Source organism: Pseudomonas sp. KD5, from assembly GCF_012932895.1.
Classification (GTDB): domain Bacteria; phylum Pseudomonadota; class Gammaproteobacteria; order Pseudomonadales; family Pseudomonadaceae; genus Aquipseudomonas.
The window spans coordinates 130563-153285 of sequence record NZ_JDWJ01000002.1; the positions used below are offsets into that span (position 1 = coordinate 130563).

Here is a 22723-nt window from a genome sequence, read left to right on the forward strand (position 1 = left end):
TTATTTATCCTCCAGCAGGTGAGTGTCGAAGTCGGCTCGCAGGGCATCGATGCCTTCCAGGCGATCGGCCAGATCGGGGCTGCGCAGGGTCAGGCAGGCAATCAGTGCCTCGACCTGGGCCAGCGCCGGCACTATCGAGTCGAAGGCCGACGCCGATTCCACCGGTGCGCTGATGATCAGGTCGGCTATTTCCCGCAGCGGTGATGCGTAGATGTCGGTGAACAGCACGACACGCGCATGTCGGCTCTTAGCGGCATTGGCGACCCGCAGGGCCTGGGACTGATAGCGGCGATAGTCGAACACCAGCAATACGTCCTGACGCTGCACGTCAAACAACCGGTCCGGTAACTGGGCGTTGTCTTCCAGGGCGAAACAGCCGGGCCGCAACAGGCGCAGGTGATTGAGCAAATAGTTGGCGAGGAAACTGCTGAAGCGACCGCCAAAGCAGTGGACCTGGTGGCGGGTGTCGAGCAGCCACTCCACCAGAATCCGCACATCTTCAGGCTGGGTCAGCGCCTGGGTTTCTACCAGTGCCCGATGACTGTCTGCCAGATAATGGCTCCAGGGGTCATCTTTTTTGAGTTGGGCGCGGGGCTGCAACAGGGTGCTGGGGGAGCGCAGGCGGTGATCCATGTCACTGAGCAAGGCTTCCTGAAAATCGGCGTAACCGCTGAAACCCAGTTTTTTTACCAGCCGCACGATGGTCGGATCGCTGACACCGGCATGTTCGGCCAAGCGTGACATCGGGCCCAGTCCGTTACGCGGGTACTGGTCCAGCAATGCACGTATGACTTTGCGTTCCGACGGCGTGAAGTCCAGGCCGGGCTCGGTGATCAGGTCTCTGAGAGGGGGCATCCGGGCTCCTGCTGGATGGGTATGTCGGTTTCATTTCATAAATCGCTAAATTAGTATTTATGTAACGTGCGCTACATGTCTAGTGAATTTTTGTGCGGATTTTAAAAGCACTAAAATGGGGCGAAACCCCCGTGCGTGCGGGGCTGCGTGGATGTCGACAGGTTTTGTAGGACATCGCCCATAGAGGTGTGAGATATCGACCCTGTCCAGGAATAAAATGGGCTGCGAGCCCGATGCCGTAGCAGCTGCCGAGCCTGCGAGGCTGCGTTCGGCTGCGTAGCAGTCGTAAAATCGGGCACTGCGGTCCGTCAGGCACACTGTGCTCTCAGGGTTTACGACCGCTACGCGGCCGAACGCAGCCTCGCAGGCTCGGCAGCTGCTACAAGGAAGGCATTCAGATTGCGTTTCTTGCGGCACAATGCACGGCATCGTGCCGTCTTTCATTCCACTGACAGAGAGAACCTCCGTGCAGGCGACCCGCTTGACCCTGATTTGCCACGCTCGAACCGTCGCACAGAAACTGGCGCGTTTTCCTACGAATGAACCCGTGGAAATGGATTGGCAATCGGCGAAGGGCTCGCGCAGTCGTCAGTTCAAGCGAGCCCCCCGTTTACTCTGCGGCCCTGAACTGCGGACCCGGCAAACCGCTGAGCTGTTTGGCGACAACGTGGAGATTGTCACGGCACTGGGGGATTGCGATTTCGGACGCTGGCAAGGCACGTCGATCGACGACTTACAAACATCCGAACCCGAGACGCTTCAGACCTGGCTCAGTGACCCGACGTCGGCGCCCCACGGTGGAGAATCGGTGGCGCAGCTCGGTGAGCGGGTGGCCGCGTGGCTGAAGACCCTTGAGGCAACACCGGAGCATGTCGTTGCCATCACCCATCCGTTTGTCATTCGCGCCGCGCTGATGCAGGTGTTGCAGGGCGCGGCGTTCAACCAGATCGACGTCGAACCGTTGTCGGCCATCGAATTGCGGTTCAACGGTCGCTGGCGGTTTCGTTTGACGGGCATGGACCCTGAAGGAGCGCTGTGATGAAAAAACTTCTGGTCATCGGTGTCGGCGCTGGCAACCCCGACTACATCACGATGCAGGCGGTGAAGGCGCTGAACCGGGTCGACGTGTTTTTCCTCATGGACAAGGGCCAGAGCAAAGACAAACTGATCGACCTGCGTCGCGAGATCTGCGAGCGCTACATCACCGATCACGACTACCGCTTCGTTGAAGCCCACAGCCCGGAGCGTGAGCGCGGGGATGTGGTCTACAACGCCAGCGTCGAAGACCTGAACCGTGCCAAGCAGCAGACGTTCGAGCGGCTGATCGATGAGGAAATGACCGACGACCAGTGCGCCGGTTTTCTGGTGTGGGGCGATCCGGCGTTGTACGACAGCACCATTCGGATCCTGCAGGCGATTCTGGCGTCCGGTCGTTGTCTGTTCGAATTCGAGGTGATCCCCGGCATCACCAGCGTGCAGGCGTTGGCGGCGCAACATAAAGTGCCGCTGAACAGCATCGGTCGCTCAGTTGAAATCACCACCGGTCGACGGCTGGCGGCCGGCCAAGTAAGCGATGCCGACAGCCTGGTGGTGATGCTGGATGCGCAAGATGCCTACCATCACGTGGCTGATCAGGAGACAGACATTTACTGGGGGGCCTATTTGGGGACGCCGGATGAAATCCTGATCAGCGGCAAGCTCAAAGACGTGGCCGATGAAATTGAGCGGGTGCGTAAGGCGGCGCGGTTGGCCAACGGGTGGATCATGGATACCTACCTGTTGCGCAAGCCTTGAACGCCGCCAACCGATTGATCAGTGTTCTTTGGCCTTTCTGATCCTGATCAAAATAAACAGCAGGATGCACAGTGCGAGCGGGGTCATGGCCAGCATGGCGTCCCGCGCGGAAATGTCCGCGCCCAGGGTGTGCAGGCCTGAGTAGAACAGCTTGAACAGGCTCAGCAAATAATAGGTGATGGCGATAATCGACAAGCCTTCGACCGCACGCTGGATTTTGATTTGGGTATCGGCGCGAGCGTTCAGGCTGCTCAGGATTTCCGAGTTCTGTTCTTCCATTTCAACCTGCACCCGCGCCTGCAGCAGATCCCCGAGGTTGGCCACGCTTTTGGCCAACTGCTCCAGGCGCTGTTCGGTGACGTCACAGTACCTGACGGTAGGTTTGAAGCGTCTTTCGATGAAGATCCCCAGTCGCTGGCAATCGCCCACGTGAGTTTCCCTGAGTTCGCCCAAACGCTCGAAAACCAGCTGGGCATACGCTTGGGTGGCGCTGAAGCGGTGTCGGGTTTTCGCGGTGCTGCTGACCACTTGCGCCGACAGACTGGCGATATCAGTCAACAACGCTTTCGCATTGCCGGTATCGGGGCCGGCGTTACGTTCCGACAGGTTGACCAATGTCTTATCGAAGACGTTGAGCTGAGCGCTCAAGGTTTTCGCGGTGGTAAGGGAAAGCGACGCCATCATGCGGTAGGTTTCGATTTCCAGCAGGCGGCGGATCATCCGGCCTTGGCGATAGGCATTCAGGCGCTTGTTGACGAACAGGAAACGGTTAGTGCCGTCCTCGCTCAGGCGAAAATCGCTCCAGACCGTCGCATCGCCACCGCCTATGCATGAGCCGCAAGGGTCTTTGAATCCATAAACCGACAGATCGCCGGAAAATGACGCGTCGTTGCGCACCACAATCTGCACGGCGTTGATCACGTGCTGCATGAAGGGTTCGACGCGGTCCATCAAAGTCTTGGGGGGCTGGCTCCAGTCAGGCTCCTGACTGGAAGAGGGCACCACCAGTGTCAGCGTCAGGAACTCCGCGTGTCGCTCCCACTTCAAGGCATGCCCCTCAAGCCTGGTGATGCCCTGGGCTGCATCCGGGTCGACGGGGCCGGGGCAGCAGCGACTCAGCAGGGTGTCGCATTGCCCGTCATTAGCCAGAAACGCCAGATGAAACACGTGGGCGGGTTCGTCGAAATACAGCGAAGGGCGCGCGTGCAACTCATTGTGCAGGGTCAGTCTTTGCGGGTGCATGCTGTCGAGGCCATGTTGGAGTTGTTTGTTCTTGGGACTGGGTGACCGATTCTTGAGTCACAAACAAACCCGAGCCATCGACCATCCGGTGGGCATTTCCACAACACCGTTGTGAACTATTCTTTCCCAAGTGGGCACCTTCAATGACGCCCACAGGGGATTGATATAAATCAAGGCCCAAGAGACTTTAAGGAGGGAGTCTGGGCTGAAGCCGGGTTGCTGACCTGGCGAAAACGCCATCGCTGTCCGGAGTCAGATCATGAGCCAGTATCAACGGTTATTACTGATCATCAACCCGCTCCTGCGCCAGTCTCCCGCGCTCAACCATGCCGCTGCCGTGGCCAAGGCCAGTGGGGCGAGTTTGCATATTGCTGCGCTGATCCCCTCGTTGGACATTCTGTCGTTGCTCGAAGAGGGCGACCGGAAAGTGGCACGGGCGAGCTACCTGCAAGAACACCGCGACTGGCTCAAGGATCAGGCGGAAAAAATGCAGGGCAGGGGGATCGAGGTGACAACCGAGGTCGCCTGGGCCGACAACATGCGCCAGGACATCCTTGATCACGTCACGGAAATGCACCCCGATCTGTTGATCAAGCAAGTCCAGCATGAGCCCGTGCTCAAGCGCGCGTTCTTTACGCCGCTGGACTGGCGTTTGTTGCGCCATTGTCCGGTGCCGGTCTATCTGGTGGGCGCCCAAAGCCATGCCTTGCCGCAGAAGGTGGTGGCCGCGGTTGATGTTGTCGATACCGAGCCTTCGAACAGCGAACTCAATGACCGGATTATCCTGCAGGCGTCTGCCCTTGCGCTGCAATGCAATGCCGAGTTGCATCTGCTGTACGCATGTGACATTCCGGCCGCTTTTCTGGCGGATCTGGGTGGTGGCCTGACGCTATCGGAGCTTACCCGGGAATTGCGCAAGGACCTGGAAACCTCATTCCTCAAGTTGGCCGCCCGGTTCGGCGTGCCCGCTGAATGCCGGCATTTCATCACGGGGCATCCGGTGTCGGCGCTGAGTGAGTTCGCCCACGAACACCAGATAGATGTGATCGTGATGGGCAGAACACAGTACGGCAGCCTGGAGAAACTGCTCGGCAGCACGACCGAACATATTCTGTATCAGGTGCCTTGCAGCATTCTGGCGGTGTAGTCGCAAGCATCCTTGGCGAAATTGACTTGCCCGTTTCGGGGTTCCCGCCCCAGGGAGGTTTTCAGATGAATCACAGTCCTTCATTGCAAACCATCTTGAATGACCGGGTTGATGCCGGCCGAAGCCTGGTGGAACCGTTGCTTAAATACGCTAAAAGAGCCGATGTCATTGTCCTGGCCTTACCCCGTGGCGGCGTGCCGGTCGCCTATGAAGTGGCCACGGCCCTGGAGGTTCGCCTGGACCTGATGCTGGTCCGCAAGCTGGGCGTGCCGTCCCACCAGGAATTCGCCATGGGCGCTATCGCCAGCGGTGGCATTCAAATCGTCAATGACGATGCGCTGCGGGCTAACGGCATCGACCAGCGTACGCTCGACGCTGTGGTGGCGAAGGAAACGCAGGAAATGTTGCGCCGCGAGCAGCTATTCCGGGAATCCCGTGGGCCTTTGGCGCTCAAGGATCAAGTGGTGATTCTGATCGATGACGGCCTGGCGACAGGGGCCACGATGATGGCCGCGATACAGGCCGTGCGCCTGCAAGCACCATCGCGCATCGTCGTTGCCGTACCGGTGGCCCCCATGGAAACGGCAGAGGCGCTGCGTGATGAAGTGGACGAGCTGATTTGCCCGCTCACCCCCGATTGGCTGGTATCGATCGGCTATTGGTACACGGACTTCACTCAGACGTCGGATGAAGAGGTCATCGATCTTTTACATCGGGCCTGGCAGAGAGAATCAATGATGAAATGAGGCAAACTGCTGGCCCCCCGATCTTCGGTTCGTTGTCAAACTTGCTTTCTTTTCAGCAGGTTAGGCATTGGCGATATGCGGACTTTGGTATGGATGACTGCAACGTTTGTCCTGGTGGCTATTTCGTTTGGAGCCCAGGCAAAGGAACTGAGCAAGAACTCTCGCTATGTATGCAGCTGGGGCTCGGAAATAGCCGAGGGCGCGCAAGCCTCGAAACTTTCCGGGCTTACGCTTTACGGAGCACGCAAGAAGCTGCAATCGCGCAAGTTTCCCCGGCCGTGGATGCGCATGACGGCCATGGGCATCACGGAGCAAACCTATAACAGCCCTTCGCGTCTCAAGCCTGCCGGCATCAAGCAAACGTATTATGAGCAATGCATCCGGCATGAGTTGGCGCAACGGTAAACCGCCGGTCGCAGGGGCAGTTCCTACGACCCCCATCCCTCCCGCACAGCCTTGCGAATCCCCTCCAGCAACATCGCAAACGCCGGGTTGTCTACAGATCGCATTGCGGCCAATGACTGGTCATGCATTATCCGGCGCCTCACGAAACCGTTGTGCAAGGCGATCCGCAAACGGATAAAACGAAAACCAGGGCCTGGCTTCGTCGATCACCCGCAGGAATGACGGTCGCTGGATCAACCGGTCGAAATAGGCGCTCAAATGCTGGTAGTCGTCGGGGAACGGCACCAGTGTGCAGGCATAGAACAACGCCGGGGCGGCGGCACAATCGGCCAGGCTGAAATCCGGGCTGGCCACCCAGATTCTGGACGCCATACGGCGCTCGAGCATGCCGTACGCCGTCGCAAGTGTGGCCCGTTCCCTGGTCAAATCACCGTTGGTCGCGTGTATCCGATCACTGACAATCTGTTGGACCGGCGTTTGTAGATAATTGTCGAAAAACCGGTCCCATAAGCGCACCTCCAACGCGGTCTCCCAATCGTCCGGAACCAGGCGCTGTTCACCTGGATACAGGCGATCCAGGTACTCGATGATGACGCTGGACTCCGGCAGATTACGTTGACGAGCATGATCGCGAAGTACCGGGAATTTTCCGATGGGCCACAATGCCTGAAGCTCTGCGCGGTCGGCGGCGTCCGTGAGATCGATGATTCTTCTGTCGAACTCGATGCCGTTTTCGTAGAGCGCGATGAGCACTTTGTGGCAGTACGACGACAGCGGATGGTAGTAAAGCGTTAGCGACATTTTTCAACTCCTTGATGGGCAGATGAAAAGGGTGGGGCAATCAACAAGCATAGGCTGATACCGGCGAAGCGTCTGGGCAGCCCCTTTCAAGCTTGTGAGCTTGCACACGGGAAAATTCCTGCTTAACTGGAAACCGCTGGTCGGGTTGTGACTCATTGGTCATGGCGTTCATCTCAGCGCCCTTGTACCGTTGTCGCTGGTTTGTGCTGTCAGGCTTGCCCGGAGGAAGCCGGACAGTCGACCACGCTGTGTGCCTGGTCCAATTTGTTCAAGGAATAGAATGAAATGATGCCGAAAACTGCCATCGTCGAGATTGGTAAGAAGTACAAGGTTTATACCGAGCACTATCTCAACGCCGCTGCTGACAAGACCATCATTCTGGTTAATGGCTCACTGGCAACGACCGCATCCTTTGCGCAAACGGTGCGTTACCTGCGACCACGCTTCAATGTGGTTCTCTACGATCAGCCCTACGCCGGTCAATCGAAACAACACAACCGGCATGACCAACCGATCCGCAAGGAAGACGAGGCCGAAATACTGCTGGAGTTGATCGAGCACTTTCGCGCCCAGCATGTGCTGTCCTTTTCCTGGGGTGGCGCGGCGACCTTGGTAGCGCTGGCCCAGCGGCCCCGCCGGATCGAAAAGGCGGTGATCAGTTCATTCGCCGCGCGGATCAACACGCCGATGCGTGAGTATCTGGAGAGCGGGCGGCACTTTCTTCAGGCCTGCGATCGACGCAATGTCGGGCGTTTGATCAACGGAACGATCGGCAAGCACCTGCCGTCGCTGTTCAAGCGTTTCAATGAGCGTCATGTCAGCAGCCTGGATGAGCATGAATATCGGCAGATGCATTTCCACGTCAATGAGGTGCTGACCCAGGACACCCACTGCTACGTGTCTTGTGCCGATGCCATCGAAGTCCCGCTGCTGTTTATCAATGGTGAATGGGACGAGTACACCTCGGTGGAAGACGCCCGTCTGTTTGCGGCGCATACCCGCAAGGCGCAGTTTCAGACCATCGAGAACACCGGGCATTTCCTCGACATGGAACACCCCACGGCCTGGCATGACACGCAGCGAGCCTTGCTGGGCTTTCTGCAGCCGGCAGCCGTGAGGACGCCGAGCCAGCCACGCAACCTGGCTTTCAGCGGCAAATCGTCAGTGATTCCGCCCCTGCAATCAGCTAACTGGCTGCGGCCTTAACTGACGCAGCAACTCGATTTGATCTGCAGGGACCAGCGTGCGCAGGGCTTTATACAGTGCGCGGGTCTCTAGCAGGTTCCAGACCCGCAGCATGGTTTCCAGGGCGTCCAATGGCTTGCTGATGAAGTCCTTGGCGCCCAGGGCCAGCGCGCGTAGGCGGGTATCGCGGGTGGCGTCGGCGGTGAGCACGAGGATCGGCAGATATTCGCCGGCTGGAATGCGCCGGTTGAGCTGTTCGAGCACGGCAAAGCCGTCGAACTCCGGCATGTGCAGGTCGAGAATGACCAGGTCTGGCTCGAAGCTGTTGAACAGGTCCAGGGTTCGCAGCGGCTGGGTGCTGCTCAGTACATTGGTCAGTCCTTCGCGGACCAGCAACTGCTCCATCAAATCGAGGTTGGGTCGTTGGTCGTCGATGATCAGAATGCGCAGGTCGGTGTTCACACGGGCTCCGGTAGGTGCTGGTCAAGGTGGGCAAGGAATGAAGGAATGTGAATTGGCTTGGTCAGCACCGCGGTCGCTCCTGCTTCCAGCAAGGCCTGTTGCGTGAGGTCGCTGGCATCGGCGGTGATCATCAGCACGGGTGTGGCGCGGGTGCTGGAGGACAGACGCAAGCGTTGCAGAACGTTGAAACCATCAAGATCCGGCAGCGCCACATCCAGCAAAATCAGCTGCGGTGCATGTTGCCGGGCCAGGTCCAGGCCCATTTGCCCCTGCATGCTTGAGAGCAACTGGATGTGTGGCCGTCGTTGCAGCAGGGTTTCGATCAGGGCCAGGCTCGACAGATTGTCTTCGATGCACAGCACTTTGCCCTGGTAATCGGGGGCGGCGAGGGCGGGCGTTGCGGTTGGCGGGCTGATCAATGCCGCGGGTGGCTCAGTGGTTGACGGCAATCGCTCGAAGGGCAGTTCCAGGGTGAAACTGGAGCCGTTGCCGGGCTGGCTTTTGACGGTCAGGCTGCCGTTCATCATTTCCAGCAGGCTTTTGCTCAACGCCAGGCCGAGGCCCGTGCCTTCCACGTTCGGGTCGGTCTCCAGGCGCTCGAACGGCTTGAACAGTTGGTCCTGCCGATCAGCTGCAATGCCCTTGCCGGTATCGCAGACCGATACCGCAATTCGTTGTTGATGAACCCTGACTTCAATGTGCACCTGACCCTGGGGCCGGTTGTATTTGATCGCGTTGGACAACAGGTTCAGCAGCACCTGAACCAGCCGTTGCCGATCGGCGACGATCCCGCTGTCGGCGGCCAGCATCGGCAGTTCCACCAGTCGAATGCCGGCGTCGCAGGCCATGGGCGACACCAGCGTCAGGGCTTCTTGCAGCACCACCGCCAAAGGCACGGCTTCAACGTTGAGTGGCAGGCGCCCGGCCTCGATCTTGGCGATGTCCAGCACTTCGTTGATCAGGGTCAGCAGGTGTTGCCCGGCCCGCAGGATGTGACCGATCTGCGCCCGCTGCCCTTTGGGCGAATCCATATCCAGCAGTTGCGCGAAGCCGAGAATCGAGTTGAGCGGAGTACGCAGTTCGTGGCTCATGCGCGACAGAAACTCGCTTTTGGCGCGGCTGGCGCGTTCTGCTTCTTCCCGCGCAGTACTTAGCGCGATCTCGGCAACACGGCGATCGGTGATGTCGCGGGTGATCTTGGAGAACCCGCGCAGGGCGCCACTGCTGTCGTACTGCGCAGTAATCACCACACTGGCCCAGAAGCGGCTGCCATCCTTGCGGCAACGCCAGGCCTCTTCCATGTAATGACCATTGCGTGTGGCCTCGCGCAGTGCCATGTCGGGATGCTGCGGACATTCTTGCGGCAGATAAAACACCGAGAAATGCTGGCCGACGATCTCTTGTTCGGTGTAGCCCTTGATCCGTTCGGCGCCGGCATTCCAACTGGTGACGAAGCCGCGTGTGTCGAGGGCGAAAATACCGTAGTCCTTCACCCCATCGATGATCAGCCGCAAGCGTTCTTCGTTGTCGCGCAAGGCTCGTTCACGTTCGGCCAGTAACAGCCCGGCCTCGACCAGGCGCGTGCCCAATTGACCGATCTCATCGTTCTCCGGCGGTTGCGGCAATAACGGTTGACCGAGTGCCAGCCGTTGGGCGTTGCGCTGAACCTGCTGCACCCGTGCGACGATGCCTTTGGACAGAAACAGCACCGCGACAATGGCGCCGAACAGCCCGCAAACGGCGGCCAGCAAGGTGGAGAACAACAGGCGTTGTCGAGTGGAGGCCGCCGCTGCGGTGCGCTCGGCCAGCAGGGTGTCCTCAAGCGTGCGCATGGCGCTGATACGTTCGCGTAATTCGTCGAGGACATGTTTGTTGTTGATCAGGATTGTGGTGATCGACTCTGGGGTTGCGTTGCGATCATCGAGCAGTTCAACCAGACCTTCGACCTTGGTGTCGATCAGCGGCGTGATCGCCTCCAGATGTTTACGCACCCGCTGATCGCGAACGTTGCGGTCGAGCCGCTGCAGGGCCGATTCGATCAAGGGCTTGGCTTGCCGGTAACCCGGCAGGAAATCCTCGCGATGGGTCAGCAGATAGCCGCGCACGCTGGCGGCGGCCTCGGCGAGCAGGGTGTGCACCGCCTGAATATCGCCTTGCACCAGCAGCACGCGGCGCACGTCCTCTTCCGCGCGCGCGGTCTGTCGTTCGGTGGTGTAGATCAGCACCAGCGAGAGCAACAGAATCACCAACGGCAGGGAAATCACCACGAGGGCTTTGCCGCGTAACGGCAGATCGGCCCAGCGGCGGGCGTTTGACGCTTTCATGACTGGGTCACCAGACCCAGCGCAATGCCACGCACAGCGGCCTGGGTGCGGTCGGCGGCACCGAGTTTGCCGATGACCCGTTCCACGTGGGCTTTGGCCGTGCCGGTGGTGATGCCGAGTTTTTCGCCGATTTCACGGTTGCTCATGCCGCTGGCCACCAGCCCCAGCACCTGGCGTTCCCGTGGGGTCAAGGTTACGGGGGCGGCGCCGCTGGCGTTGCGCTCGGTCAGGCGGCGCAGCAACTGCGCGCTGACTGAACTGTTGAGGGCCTGCTCGCCGGCAGCGACACGTTGCAAGGCGTCGATCACTTCGTGGCGACTGGCATCCTTGAGCAGATAGCCCACAGCACCGGCGTTCATGGCGGCTTCAAGGTGATCGGGGCTGTCGTCCATGGTGAACATCATCACTTTCAGGCTCGGCAGACGCTCTTGAAGCAGGCGTGCGGCGCCGAGCCCATTGAGCACCGGCATGCGGATATCGAGGATGACGATGTCGGGCAAAAGCCGTTCACATAAATCCAGTGCTTGCTGGCCATTGCACGCTTGGCCGACCACTTCGAATTGCGTCAGGCCGGCGAGCAACGAGACGAAGCCGGTGCGCGTGACTTCATGGTCGTCCGCGACCACCAGTCGTATAACGTCAGTCATTGAGGGGTTCCATTCAGGCCAGAGGGGACGGTGGCGCGCAGTTGCGTTCCGCCGTGGGCATGGCTGATGCACGAGAACTCACCGCCCAGCAGGCTCGCGCGTTCCCGCATCGCGGCAAGCCCCAGGTGCCGGGCGCCGCAGGTGTCGAGGGGTTGTTCCATGGCAAAGCCCTGGCCGTTATCGTCCAGCCGCAGCGAGGCGTGTCCGTCATGCAGTTGCAGCGCCAGCACGACGTGGCTGGCCTGCGCATGTTTGAGAATATTGTTGATGCCTTCCTGGGCGATCCTGAACAGGGCGATCTCCACCTGGCTGGGCAAACGTGCTTCGCAACGCGCATTCCAGTTCACTTTGATCCCCGCCTCGCGCAGGCGATCGGCCTCTTTGTCGACCGCTTTCAGCAAGCCAAAGTCGTCGAGCACCGTCGGACGCAGGCCACGGATCAATTGCCGGCCTTCACCGACGCAATGCTGGGCCAGTTGAAGAATCGTCTGTAAGTCCGCACCGAGTTCGTCGGGCAATGGTGGGCAGCGGCCGGCAAAACCTTGCAGGCGCTGATGCAGCCCGGCGAGGGTTTGTGCCAGGCCGTCGTGCAGGTCGTAGGCCATGCGTTTGCGTTCGTCTTCCTGTGCCCGGAACAGTCGGTGGACCAGATCGGACATGGTGCGCTCGCGGGTCACCAATGCGTCGAGCAAGCGCTGGTTTTCCAGGTGCGCGGCGAGCAGGGTGGCGAGCAATTGCAGGGATTCGAGGTCTTCGGTGTCCGGTGCGCTGATGCTGACGCTGTTGGCCAGCACCAAAGCACCGAAGGCGGCACCATCGCCACCGCGTAAAGGCACCCGCAACACATTGGGCAGATCCGCGCTCGGCTGTTCCTGCCATTGCGGTGCGCACATCGCGGTGTCGGCGAGGTGCTCGAGGCTGTGCAAACGATCACGGCTGCCGTGACTGGTGGTGGTCCGGACCTGTGCATTCTCATCCCATTCCAGCAGTAACGCATGATCCATCGCCAGGAAGGCGCAGGCCCGTTGCAGCACCCGCTGGCGCATGGCCTCGGGAGCCAGTTGGGTCAGCTCCTGGCCGGTATCCACCAGCAGCCGCAGCCGCGCGGCGCGACTTTGCGACTGCCGATATTGAGTGCGAATGGCCAAGGCGCTACCGGGGTCATGATCAGGATTTTGCATGGGCAGGTTCCGGCGCGGGCACGCCCGTTCGGGCAGGGGCGTCATTAAACCTTGTTAGCGGGGCAGGGCGCTATCTGCCGAATGGCATAGGCAAATGGCTCCGGTTGGCCGATGGCGGGCCGCGTTCAGGGCGGCACAGTGTGCCCATCGACCATCATTGGAATAGCGCAATGAAATTCAAGACCTCGACCATCGCCCTGTTGTTCGCCCTGACCGCCCCGTTGGCTCAGGCGTTGGAAGCGGTGCCTTACGTTTACAGCAGCGTGGCGCAGCAACCGACCAACGCAAAGGATCGTGAAATCGCCGCCCTGTTTGACCATTGGAACAGCGCGTTGAAGAGTGGCAATGTTCAGAGCGTGGTGGACCTGTATGCGCCGAACGCGGTGCTGCAACCGACGGTTTCCAATCAGGTGCGCACCACGCCGGCACAGATCAAGGACTACTTCGATCACTTCATGGCGCTCAAGCCGGTAGGGCTGATCAACTTCCGTGAGATCCGCCCATTGGGCGCCAACGTGGCCATGGACAGTGGCGTCTACACCTTTACGTTGACCGAAGCCGATGGCAAGACCCGCCAGGTGCAGGCGCGCTACACCTTCGTTTATGAGCAGGTGGGCGGTCAGTGGAAGATTCTCAACCACCACTCTTCGGCGATGCCGCAAACGCAGGTGCTGCACGCGGGGAAATAACGGACCTGATCGACACGGTCCAAATGCTCACAACCCATGTAGGAGCGGGCTTCTGTGGCTAGGGGGCTTGCCCCCGTTCGGCTGCGAAGCAGTCGCAAAGCTTTTGGGGCCGCTTCGCGACCCAACGGGGGCAAGCCCCCTCGCCACAGAGGCCCGCACACAGGTTTCGCATTACCGACACGGCCCACTTTCAAGTGGGCCGTGTGCGTTGTGCTCAGTTTAACGCCAGGTCGTCTTCGGGCTGCTGCCCGCGAGCCTGTGCCGCGCGTTGCAAGCGGCTGGCGATCAACGTGTTCTTCAACAGATAGGCAATGGTCATCGGCCCGACGCCACCGGGAACCGGGGTGATCGCGCTGGCGACGGTGCGGGCGCTGGCGTAGTCGACATCGCCCACCAGACGGTTGCCGAACTCGCTGGTGATGCGGTTGATGCCAACATCGATCACCACCGCACCTGGCTTGAGCCAACTGGCGTCGATCAATGCCGGCCGCCCGACTGCCGCGACCACGATATCCGCCAGCCGGCACAACGCCGGGGCATCGACGCTGCGCGAGTGCACCACGCTGACCGAACAGTTGGCTTGCAACAGTAAAGTCGCCATCGGTTTGCCGACAATATTCGAACGGCCGATGACCACCGCGTGCAAGCCGCTCAAGTCATCACCGCAGGTTTCGTGCAACAGGCGCATGCAGCCGCTGGGCGTGCACGGGGTCAGAACCTCGAAGCCTTGCACCAGTCCGCCGACGTTTTCCCGGTGAAAACCGTCCACGTCCTTGATCGGGTCGATGGCATGAATCACTGCCTGCTCATCGATAGAAGCCGGCAAGGGCAGTTGCACCAGGATGCCGTTCACCGTGGGATCGGCATTGAGTTGCGCAATCAGTTCCAGTACCTGGGCCTGGCTGGCGGTTTCCGGCAGGCGGTATTCCAGGGAGCGGATACCGACTTCCTTGGCGCGCAGCAGTTTATTGCGCACATACACATGGCTGGCCGGGTCGTCGCCGACCAGTACGACCGCCAGGGCGGGGTAGATCTGTTGGCCAGCCAGGGCCAGAACCTCTTCCCGGACCTCGTCGAGGACCTTGGCAGAGATGGCTTTGCCGTCGATATCGCGGGCAAATGTGGGGGTGCTGCTGATCAAGAGAGTCACCGTTGTCTTGATTGAATGGGGGTGAAGTGATCATCGCGGCGTCTTCGCGCGCCGATGATCCATCAGAGACATGCAGGCAAGGGTGCTCAGGCTATCAGGTGAGGGCAGGCCAATACCACCGCAACACCTGAAGATCAGACACGCAAACGCACTTTTATGAAGCTTGTCGCGCATGGCCTGCACTATGCCAAGGCAAAAACCGAATCATCCCGATGTTCGCTCACCCTGAAAGGAAAACACGTCAAACCCCGATAAACCCTCACTGAAGCGTCGTTTCGAAAGCGTCGATCCGCAACTGGCACAATCGCTGCATTACATCGATCAAAGGTCCACGCAGTGGGCCGCCCCGTCGATCAACGAAGATCGACCGGCCGAGCAGGTCGTGGGCAACATCGGTGGATCAGGCGAAGGCGCCAGGTCGAACACCGCGAGAACAGGCAAAGACGCCTGAAACCGAGAGGTTTCAGGCGTTTTTTTTGCTTTTTTATCCGTGATTGGCTTTGGCTGGGTGCTTACTATGAATTCCAATGTTGCCGCATTGAACAAACTGCAAACGCTGATCGTGATCGGCAATGGCATGGTCGGACATCATTGTGTCGAGCAGCTCATCGAGCGCGGCGCCCTCGACCACTACCGGCTGCATGTCTTTAGTGAAGAGCCGATGCGTGCCTACGATCGAGTACACCTGTCCGAGTATTTCGGTGGTCGCGATGCCGAATCGCTGGCCCTGGGCGAAGCCTCCCTGTATCAAACGCCGGGCGTCACCCTGCATTTGGGTGTGCCGGTGCTGGAAATCGACCGCGTCCGGCGCCAGGTGATTACCGCGCAAGGTTGCGTCGCTTACGACAAACTGGTTCTGGCCACCGGCTCTTATCCCTTCGTGCCACCCATTGAGGGGGCCGAAGGCGACTCGCGCCTGGTGTATCGCACCCTTGAAGACCTCGACGCGATTCGTGCTGCGGCGGCCAATGCCCGGCGTGGCGTGGTGGTCGGCGGTGGCCTGCTCGGTCTGGAAGCCGCCAACGCCCTGAAAAGCCTGGGCCTGGAAGCGCATGTGGTGGAATTCGCCCCGCGCCTGATGCCGGTGCAACTGGACGAGCAGGGCGGCCTGGCGCTGAAGGCGCAAATCGAGCGGCTCGGTGTGGGTGTGCACCTGTCCCGTGGCACGCAGTCGATCAGTGCCGGCGAGCAGTACCGCTACCGGATGAATTTTGCCAACGACGAATTTCTTGAAGCCGACCTGATCGTGTTCTCCGCCGGCATCCGTGCGCAAGATGCATTGGCCCGCCAATGCGCGCTGGACATTGGTCCTCGCGGCGGCGTGGTGATCGACGACCAGTGCCTGACCAGCGATCCGCACATCTACGCCATCGGCGAGTGTGCCGCCTGGAATGGCAGCCTCTTCGGCCTGGTCGCCCCCGGTTACCAGATGGCCCGTGGCGTCGCGTCGCTGCTGTGCGATCAAGTCGCCGAGCCGTTCCAGGGCGCCGACATGTCGACCAAGCTCAAACTGCTCGGCGTTGACGTCGGCTCCATCGGCGATGCCCATGCCCAGACACCGGGCGCGCGCAGTTATCAGTTCATCGATGAAGCGACGGCCAGCTATCGCCGGCTGGTGGTGGATGCCGACAGCAAGCGTGTGCTCGGAGCGGTGTTGGTCGGCGACAACAGCTATTACGACACCTTGCTGCAATACATGCAGAACGGCATTGCCTTGCCGTCGGAACCGGCCAGCCTGATTCTGCCATCGTCCACCGGCGCACCAACCCTGGGCCCGGGCGCGTTGCCCGAGTCGGCAACGGTGTGCTCGTGCCATAACGTCACCAAGGGCTCGATCTGCTCGGCCATCGATGGCGGCTGCACCGACCTGGGCCTGCTCAAGTCGCAGACCAAGGCGTGCACCGGTTGCGGCGGTTGCGCGGGGCTGCTCAAGCAAGTCTTCGAGCATGAACTGATTGCCCGTGGCGTGAGCGTCGACAAGAGCCTGTGCGAACACTTCGCCTACACCCGCCAGGAGCTTTATGCGCTGGTGCGGGTAGAAGGGGTGATCACTTTCGAAGAGCTGCTGGCCAAGCATGGCCGTGGACACACCGGTTGCGACGTGTGCAAACCGGCGGTGGGCTCGATCCTCGCCTCGTGCTGGAACCAGCCAATCATGGACGCCTCGCTGGTGCCGTTGCAGGACACCAACGATACCTTCATGGCCAACATGCAGAAAAACGGCACCTATTCGGTGGTGCCGCGCATTGCTGGCGGTGAGATCACTGCCGACAAACTGATCGCGATCGGCGTGGTGGCGAAGAAATACGACCTCTACACCAAGATCACCGGCGGCCAGCGGATCGACCTGTTCGGCGCGCAGTTGCATCAGTTGCCGGACATTTGGTCCGAGCTGATCGAGGCCGGTTTCGAAACCGGGCACGCTTACGGCAAGTCGACCCGTACCGTGAAGTCTTGCGTGGGCAGCACCTGGTGCCGTTACGGCGTGCAGGACAGCGTGAAAATGGCCCTGACCCTCGAAGATCGCTACAAAGGCCTGCGCTCGCCGCACAAGCTCAAGTTCGCGGTTTCTGGCTGCACTCGTGAATGTGCCGAGGCGCAGAGCAAGGATGTCGGCGTGATCGCCACCGAGAACGGCTGGAACCTCTATGTGGCCGGCAACGGCGGCATGCGCCCACGCCATGCCGAACTGTTCGCCACCGACCTGGACGATGCAACCCTGATCCGTTACATCGACCGCTTTCTGATGTTCTACATCCGCACCGCCGATAAATTGCAGCGCACTTCCGTGTGGCGCGAAAGCCTGGAGGGTGGCCTGGATTACCTCAAGGACGTGATCATCAACGACAGCCTGGGACTTGGTGCGGAACTTGAGTCGCAGATGCAACTGGTGGTCAATCGCTATGAATGCGAATGGGCCAATGCCCTCAAAGACCCGGAAAAACTCAAGCGCTTCCGCACCTTCGTTAACGATCAGCGCCCGGACCCGGACATCCATTTTGTTCAGGAACGCGGTCAACGCCGGCCGATCATGGCCGCCGAACTCAACCTTATCCCTGTCACCGAGGAGAATGCCTGATGAGCCAGTCCACTACCCAGCGTGTCGATGCCCTTGCCACCGGGGCCAATGCCCAAGCCTGGCAGGCGGTGTGCAGTCAGCAGGATCTGGTCAGCAATTCCGGTGTCGTCGTTTGGCTCGACGGCGCTCAGGTCGCGCTGTTCTACCTGCCGCAGGCCGAAGGTCGCACCCTTTACGCCATCGACAACCATGATCCGCAATCCGGCGCGAACGTGATTGGCCGCGGATTGATCGGCAGTCTCAAGGGGGATCTGGTAGTGGCGTCGCCGATCTACAAGCAGCACTTTCGTCTTGAAGACGGCAGCTGCCTGGAGTACCCCGAACAGCGTCTGCGGGTGTGGCCGGTGCGTCTGAACGCCGGCGTCGTGGAAGTCGCGGCGGCTTGACCGTCGCCCTGAACCGCATCGGAGAACGTTGATGAAAACAGCCGCACAGTTGCTCAAACTGAAAGTCGTGCAAAACCAGCAGGTGCACAGCATCGCACCGGATCAAATGGTGCTCGACGCCCTGAAAATGATGGCCGAGAAGAACGTCGGCGCGCTGCCCGTGATCGAAGCAGGGCAGGTGGTCGGCGTCATCAGCGAGCGCGACTATGCGCGCAAGGTGGTGCTACAGGGGCGTTCTTCGGTCGGCACGCCGGTGCGCGAGATCATGAGCGCACCGGTGGTGACTGCCGACAGTTTGCAGAGCATCGAGCGCTGCATGGAGGTCATGACCGACAGTCATTTGCGCCATCTGCCGGTGCTGGAGGGCGGCGAATTGATCGGGCTGCTGTCGATCGGCGATCTGGTCAAGGAAGCCATCGTCGAGCAGGCCGATTTGATACGGCAACTTGAGCACTACATTCGCGGGCATTGAGCCCGCGCATACCGTAGGTCGCAAAAATCGGCTTGCGTGGAAATAAGTCTAAGTAACCGGTTGGAACAGTCGATAACCCCAACAGTAGGCAATTAGCCGACCACGCACCTGCTGACAGGGGAACCATCGAGTGTCCATAAAATTACGTTTGATTTTGCTGATAGGCACTGGCTTGCTCACCGCCCTGATCTTGAGTCTGGTCAGCTATGTGGGCAATACACGGATGGCTGAAGCGGTGAGTGACAACGAGGTCAGTATGACCGCGCTGCGCAACCACCTCGAAGCCGACATGATGCACGATGCACTGCGCGCCGATGTACTGTCGGCGATGCTGGTAGGGTTGGGCAAGAGCCCCAGCAGCAAGGCCGAGGTGCGCAGTTCACTCAATGAGCATGCCGCGCATTTTCGCGAGATGCTCGGTGACAACCTCAAGCTGCCGGTCAACGACACCCTCAAGGCCGCGCTGGACAAGATCAAGCCAAGCCTCGATACGTACATCAGTGCCGCCGAGCGCATTGTCGGGCTGGCTCTGGATAATCCGGATTCCGCACAACAGCAACTGGGTACGTTCAATAACGCGTTCAGCCAACTGGAAGACCAGATGGCCACCCTCAGTGAGCTGATCGAAACCAACACTCAACAGACCAGCGCGGGCACTCGGCAAACCATCAGCAGTGCCAACTTCACCCTCGGCGCCGTACTCATTGCCAGCTTGTTGCTGCTGCTCGCCCTGGGACGCTCGGTCATCCTGAGCATCATGGGGCCGTTGCAGATCGCCAGCCGGATTGCCGACAGCATCGCCCATGGCAACCTGAGCGAGCCTATCGTCGAGCCCACCCGCAAGGACGAAGCCAGCACCTTGATTCGCAGCCTGGCGACCATGCAGCGTGACCTGCGCGGCATGATCGAAGTGGTTCGCAGCAACGCCCACGGCGTAAGCGGCATGAGCCAGCAGTTGAGCAGCGGCTGCCATCAGGTCGCGGGCAGCAGCCAGCAGCAAAGCGTTGCCGCCAGCACCATGGCCGCGGCGGCCAGCGAAATGACGGCGAGCATCGAAGAAATCACCCGGCATGCCGAGCGTGCACTGAACATGGCCAATCAGGCCGAGGAACTGGCCAAGGACGGCGGTCGGGTGATTCATCAAGTGGTCAGCGACATGGACGGGATTGCCCGTTCGGCGCAGCAGTCGGCCCAGGTGATCCGCACCCTGGACAAGGAGTCCGAGGGGATTTTCAGCATCATTCAGGTGATCAAGGGCATCGCCGATCAAACCAACCTGTTGGCGCTTAACGCCGCCATCGAGGCCGCCCGTGCCGGTGAGCAGGGCCGTGGTTTCGCCGTCGTCGCCGATGAAGTGCGTAGTCTGGCGGGCCGCACCAGCGCCTCCACCCAGGAAATCGCCACCATGGTCGCGCGTATCCAGCAAAGCACCCGCGAGGCGGTCAGCAGCATGGAGGCGGGCGTCGCGCAGGTCGACAAGGGCATGGCGGTGACTGCCGACGTCGAGCGCGCCATCCGCGAAATACTCCAGGCCACGCTCAGTACCACAGAATTGGTCAATGACATCAGCCGCACAATCGGTGAGCAGAGCCTGGCCAGCAACGAAATCGCGCACCAGGTGGAAATGATTGCCGGCATGTCCGAAGGCAACAGCAAGGTGATCAACCAGACCGCCTCGACCACCGATGAACTGTCCAGCCTGGCCGGACAGCTCTCGCAGTCGGTGGATCGGTTTCGCCTTTGAGGCATTGGCTGGCCCTGTAATTGGGGCCAGTCAGCTCATCCAGTTACCGCCATCGACGTTATAGGTCTGCGCCACGATGTAATCGCATTCGGCCGATGCGAGGAAAATCGCCATGCCGACAAGGTCATCTGCCGTGCCCATGCGCCCGTACGGCACTTCCTGTCCCGCCAGTTTTTTCTTTTCCCCGAGCGGGCGGTTTTCATAGCGGGCAAACAGCGCGTCGACGCCGTCCCAATGCTCGCCGTCCACCACCCCCGGCGCGATGGCGTTCACGTTGATGTGATGGGGAATGAGATTGAGACCGGCCGATTGCGTGAGGCTGATCACCGCCGCCTTGGTCGCGCAATACACCGCGACCAGCGCTTCACCGCGCCGACCGGCCTGGCTGGCCATATTGATGATCTTGCCGCCGTGGCCCTGGCGGATCATCTGCTTGGCCGCGGCCTGCAGCGTGAACAGGGTGCCGGAAACGTTGATCGAGAACAGCCGTTCGTAGCTGTCCCGGGAAATCTCCGTGATCGGCGCGAGATCAAACAGCGCCGCGTTGTTGATCAGGATGTCGAGCTTGCCTGTGGTGGCGATCACCGTGGCGATGGCGGCGTCGATGGATTGCTGATCGGTCACATCCATCTCGACTGCATAAGCATTGGGCCCCAACTCGGTTGCCGTGGCTTGGGCACGTTCCAGGTTGATGTCGGCGATCGCGACCGTAGCGCCTTCGCGGATATAGGCTTGCGCGAACGTCCTGCCTATTCCTCTGGCGGAGCCGGTAATCAGGGCACTTTTTCCTTCTAGACGTTTCATTGTTTCCATCCAATCGTTAGAGCTAAAGAGACGCCCGTTGAGGGCATTAAAAATGGTCGTTAGTCTGCGAAGACCCCGCAGTGATTGCGCCACGCCGTGCTACTTGGGATAACCGGCGCGCTTCATCTCGCGTTCGGTGCTTTGCTGCGCAGAGGCCAGGGCCTGTTCCACTGGCATCTGCCCGGTGAGCGCCGCGGATACCAGCTTGCCGACCGACGTGCCAATCGCCTGGAATTCGGGAATGGTCACGTACTGAATACCGACGTAGGGCACGGGCTGGACTGATGGGTGCGCCGGGTCGGCGTTCTGCATCATTTTCAGCGTGACACCGGCGAAGGGCGCCGCCTGCAAATAGGCATCGCTGTAGGTCGACATGCGGGTGCCCGGCGGTACATTGCTGATGCCATCCGTCTCGGCAACCAGTTGTATGTATTCTCTGGAGGTGGCCCAGGTCACAAAGGCTTTGGCGGCTTCCTTGTGTTTGGATGTCGCCGGGATGGCCAGTGACCAGGCATAGAGCCAGGACGAGCCTCTGTCGGTGACTTCTGTTGGCGCGGCGACGAAACCAACATCATTGGCCACCTTGCTTTGCGTTGTGTCGGTGATGAAGGAGCCGGCGACGCTGGCATCGACCCAGATTGCGCATTTGCCACTGTTGAACAGGGCGAGCGTCTCGTTGAAGCCATTGCTCGACACACCCGGTGGGCCGTACTGCTTGAGGGTGTTGACGTAGAAGTTGGCGGCGGCAGTCCATTGCGGCCCGGTGAGTTGCGGCTGCCACTGCTCATTGAACCAGCGCGCGCCAAAGGCGTTGGACATGGTCGTCAGCAGCGCCATGTTCTCACCCCAGCCGGCCTTGCCGCGCAGGCACATCCCATACTGTTCTTTATCCGGCTGGTGCAGCTTGCCGGCGAACTCGCCGAGCTGCGTCCAGGTCGGGTGCTCGGGCATGCTCAGGCCGGCGTTCTTGAACAGGTCGGTTCGGTAATAGGTGACGGTGCTTTCGCCATAGAACGGCAGGGCGTAGAGCGTGTCGTTGACCGATAACCCTTGGCGAACCGCAGGGAAAATATCGTCGAGGTCATAGCTGGCGGGCAGGTCCTTTATTGGCTCCAGCCAATGCTTGGCGCCCCACAAGGGTGTTTCGTAAGTGCCGATGGTGAGCACGTCGAACTGGCCGCCCTGAGTGGCAATGTCGGTGGTCAGGCGCTGACGCAACACGTTCTCTTCGAGCACCACCCAGTTGAGCTTCACGTCGGGGTGCAGCTGTTCGAAAGTTTTGGACAGTCGCTGCATGCGGATCATGTCGCTGTTGTTCACGGTGGCGATGGTCACCGTTTCACCCGCCTGGCAGAGCAGGGCAGAGCACAGGCCGGCGGACAGAAAAAGTGCGCTTGGAATGATCTTCATCGTGATCTCCGCTCTGCGCCTTGGGCGGCAGAAGCTTTATTGTTGTTGTAATCCACGAGGCGGGTCATAGCCGCACCGGGATGACCACAGAATTGCAGCTACCCAAGCAGCGAACAAATGAATGGCATACGCGCCGCTGATACTTTTTTGACCGTGGAAAAAAAGTATCAGTGGGCTCCATGTAACGCGCTAGGCGCCGG

21 protein-coding genes and 1 pseudogene are annotated in these 22723 nt (G+C 60.2%); 12 read left to right on the forward strand and 10 right to left on the reverse strand.

What is annotated here, in order from left to right; translation table 11 throughout:
* Positions 1-855, reverse strand: coding sequence for a MurR/RpiR family transcriptional regulator (locus AF70_RS04300; RefSeq protein WP_018928989.1), 855 nt, complete (start codon positions 853-855; stop codon positions 1-3).
* A 466-nt stretch (positions 856-1321) separates the two neighbouring features.
* Here AF70_RS04300 and AF70_RS04305 point away from each other — a divergent pair, with 466 nt between their 5' ends.
* Both AF70_RS04305 and cobF read left to right on the forward strand, forming a co-directional pair.
* Entirely contained in the window at positions 1322-1894 is a 573-nt protein-coding gene (locus AF70_RS04305; protein WP_026331624.1) for a histidine phosphatase family protein, read from the forward strand.
* The gene (gene cobF / locus AF70_RS04310; protein ID WP_028940698.1) at positions 1894-2649 is read left to right on the forward strand and encodes a precorrin-6A synthase (deacetylating); all 756 of its coding nucleotides are present in this window, start codon (positions 1894-1896) and stop codon (positions 2647-2649) included. The genes AF70_RS04305 and cobF overlap by 1 nt, the downstream gene beginning before the upstream one ends.
* Before the next feature lie 18 nt (positions 2650-2667).
* Here cobF and AF70_RS04315 read toward each other — a convergent pair whose 3' ends face one another.
* Positions 2668-3891, reverse strand: coding sequence for a DUF3422 domain-containing protein (locus tag AF70_RS04315; RefSeq protein ID WP_026331625.1), 1224 nt, complete (start codon positions 3889-3891; stop codon positions 2668-2670).
* 259 nt (positions 3892-4150) lie between these two features.
* Here AF70_RS04315 and AF70_RS04320 point away from each other — a divergent pair, with 259 nt between their 5' ends.
* From AF70_RS04320 to AF70_RS04330, 3 genes are all read left to right on the forward strand, one after another.
* Positions 4151-5038: a universal stress protein gene (locus tag AF70_RS04320; RefSeq protein ID WP_028940697.1), complete on the forward strand. Its 888-nt coding sequence runs from the start codon at positions 4151-4153 to the stop codon at positions 5036-5038.
* A gap of 65 nt (positions 5039-5103) precedes the next feature.
* Complete coding sequence (locus AF70_RS04325; protein WP_028940696.1) at positions 5104-5784, forward strand: phosphoribosyltransferase; 681 nt, start codon at positions 5104-5106, stop codon at positions 5782-5784.
* A 75-nt stretch (positions 5785-5859) separates the two neighbouring features.
* Positions 5860-6189: a hypothetical protein gene (locus AF70_RS04330; protein ID WP_018928995.1), complete on the forward strand. Its 330-nt coding sequence runs from the start codon at positions 5860-5862 to the stop codon at positions 6187-6189.
* A 120-nt stretch (positions 6190-6309) separates the two neighbouring features.
* On the opposite strand, the gene AF70_RS04335 is transcribed toward AF70_RS04330, so the two are convergent.
* Entirely contained in the window at positions 6310-6990 is a 681-nt protein-coding gene (locus tag AF70_RS04335) for a glutathione S-transferase family protein (RefSeq protein WP_028940695.1), read from the reverse strand.
* Positions 6991-7275: 285 nt separating this feature from the next.
* Here AF70_RS04335 and AF70_RS04340 point away from each other — a divergent pair, with 285 nt between their 5' ends.
* A complete protein-coding gene (locus AF70_RS04340; RefSeq protein WP_028940694.1) occupies positions 7276-8196 on the forward strand; it encodes an alpha/beta fold hydrolase in 921 nt (306 codons plus the stop codon).
* Here AF70_RS04340 and AF70_RS04345 read toward each other — a convergent pair.
* Genes AF70_RS04345 through AF70_RS04360 form a run of 4 tightly spaced genes read right to left on the reverse strand, consistent with a single transcriptional unit; the run spans position 8173 to position 12789 of the window.
* Entirely contained in the window at positions 8173-8637 is a 465-nt protein-coding gene (locus tag AF70_RS04345; protein ID WP_018928998.1) for a response regulator, read from the reverse strand. The two genes, AF70_RS04340 and AF70_RS04345, sit on opposite strands and share 24 nt — an antisense overlap.
* Positions 8634-10961: an ATP-binding protein gene (locus tag AF70_RS04350; RefSeq protein ID WP_028940693.1), complete on the reverse strand. Its 2328-nt coding sequence runs from the start codon at positions 10959-10961 to the stop codon at positions 8634-8636. Before AF70_RS04350 ends, AF70_RS04345 begins: the two co-directional genes overlap by 4 nt.
* A complete protein-coding gene (locus AF70_RS04355; protein ID WP_028940692.1) occupies positions 10958-11608 on the reverse strand; it encodes a response regulator transcription factor in 651 nt (216 codons plus the stop codon). The genes AF70_RS04350 and AF70_RS04355 overlap by 4 nt, the downstream gene beginning before the upstream one ends.
* Complete coding sequence (locus AF70_RS04360; RefSeq protein ID WP_028940691.1) at positions 11605-12789, reverse strand: sensor histidine kinase; 1185 nt, start codon at positions 12787-12789, stop codon at positions 11605-11607. The genes AF70_RS04355 and AF70_RS04360 overlap by 4 nt, the downstream gene beginning before the upstream one ends.
* Before the next feature lie 170 nt (positions 12790-12959).
* On the opposite strand from AF70_RS04360, the gene AF70_RS04365 reads away from it, so the two are divergent.
* Positions 12960-13478 carry an SgcJ/EcaC family oxidoreductase gene (locus AF70_RS04365; protein WP_028940690.1) on the forward strand — a complete coding sequence of 173 codons (519 nt, stop codon included), beginning with the start codon at positions 12960-12962 and terminating at the stop codon, positions 13476-13478.
* A 214-nt stretch (positions 13479-13692) separates the two neighbouring features.
* Here the strand turns inward: AF70_RS04365 and AF70_RS04370 are convergent, their stop codons facing one another.
* Positions 13693-14619, reverse strand: a complete 927-nt coding sequence (locus AF70_RS04370; protein WP_028940689.1) for a bifunctional 5,10-methylenetetrahydrofolate dehydrogenase/5,10-methenyltetrahydrofolate cyclohydrolase — start codon at positions 14617-14619, stop codon at positions 13693-13695.
* A gap of 526 nt (positions 14620-15145) precedes the next feature.
* On the opposite strand from AF70_RS04370, the gene nirB reads away from it, so the two are divergent.
* From nirB to AF70_RS30010, 5 genes and pseudogenes are all read left to right on the forward strand, one after another.
* A complete protein-coding gene (gene nirB, locus AF70_RS04375; RefSeq protein ID WP_028940688.1) occupies positions 15146-17707 on the forward strand; it encodes a nitrite reductase large subunit NirB in 2562 nt (853 codons plus the stop codon).
* Positions 17707-18093: a nitrite reductase small subunit NirD gene (nirD, locus tag AF70_RS04380; protein WP_028940687.1), complete on the forward strand. Its 387-nt coding sequence runs from the start codon at positions 17707-17709 to the stop codon at positions 18091-18093. Before nirB ends, nirD begins: the two co-directional genes overlap by 1 nt.
* Before the next feature lie 31 nt (positions 18094-18124).
* A complete protein-coding gene (locus tag AF70_RS04385; RefSeq protein ID WP_028940686.1) occupies positions 18125-18565 on the forward strand; it encodes a CBS domain-containing protein in 441 nt (146 codons plus the stop codon).
* A gap of 130 nt (positions 18566-18695) precedes the next feature.
* Positions 18696-19451: pseudogene (locus AF70_RS30005) on the forward strand (MCP four helix bundle domain-containing protein); the annotation flags it as partial.
* A gap of 132 nt (positions 19452-19583) precedes the next feature.
* Positions 19584-20309, forward strand: a complete 726-nt coding sequence (locus AF70_RS30010; RefSeq protein WP_371929187.1) for a methyl-accepting chemotaxis protein — start codon at positions 19584-19586, stop codon at positions 20307-20309.
* A gap of 30 nt (positions 20310-20339) precedes the next feature.
* Here AF70_RS30010 and AF70_RS04395 read toward each other — a convergent pair whose 3' ends face one another.
* Both AF70_RS04395 and AF70_RS04400 read right to left on the reverse strand, forming a co-directional pair.
* A complete protein-coding gene (locus tag AF70_RS04395) occupies positions 20340-21113 on the reverse strand; it encodes an L-iditol 2-dehydrogenase (RefSeq protein ID WP_028940684.1) in 774 nt (257 codons plus the stop codon).
* Positions 21114-21212: 99 nt separating this feature from the next.
* Positions 21213-22523 (reverse strand): sugar ABC transporter substrate-binding protein, encoded by a 1311-nt coding sequence (locus AF70_RS04400; RefSeq protein WP_028940683.1) that lies wholly within the window; start codon positions 22521-22523, stop codon positions 21213-21215.
* Positions 22524-22723 lie beyond the last annotated feature (200 nt).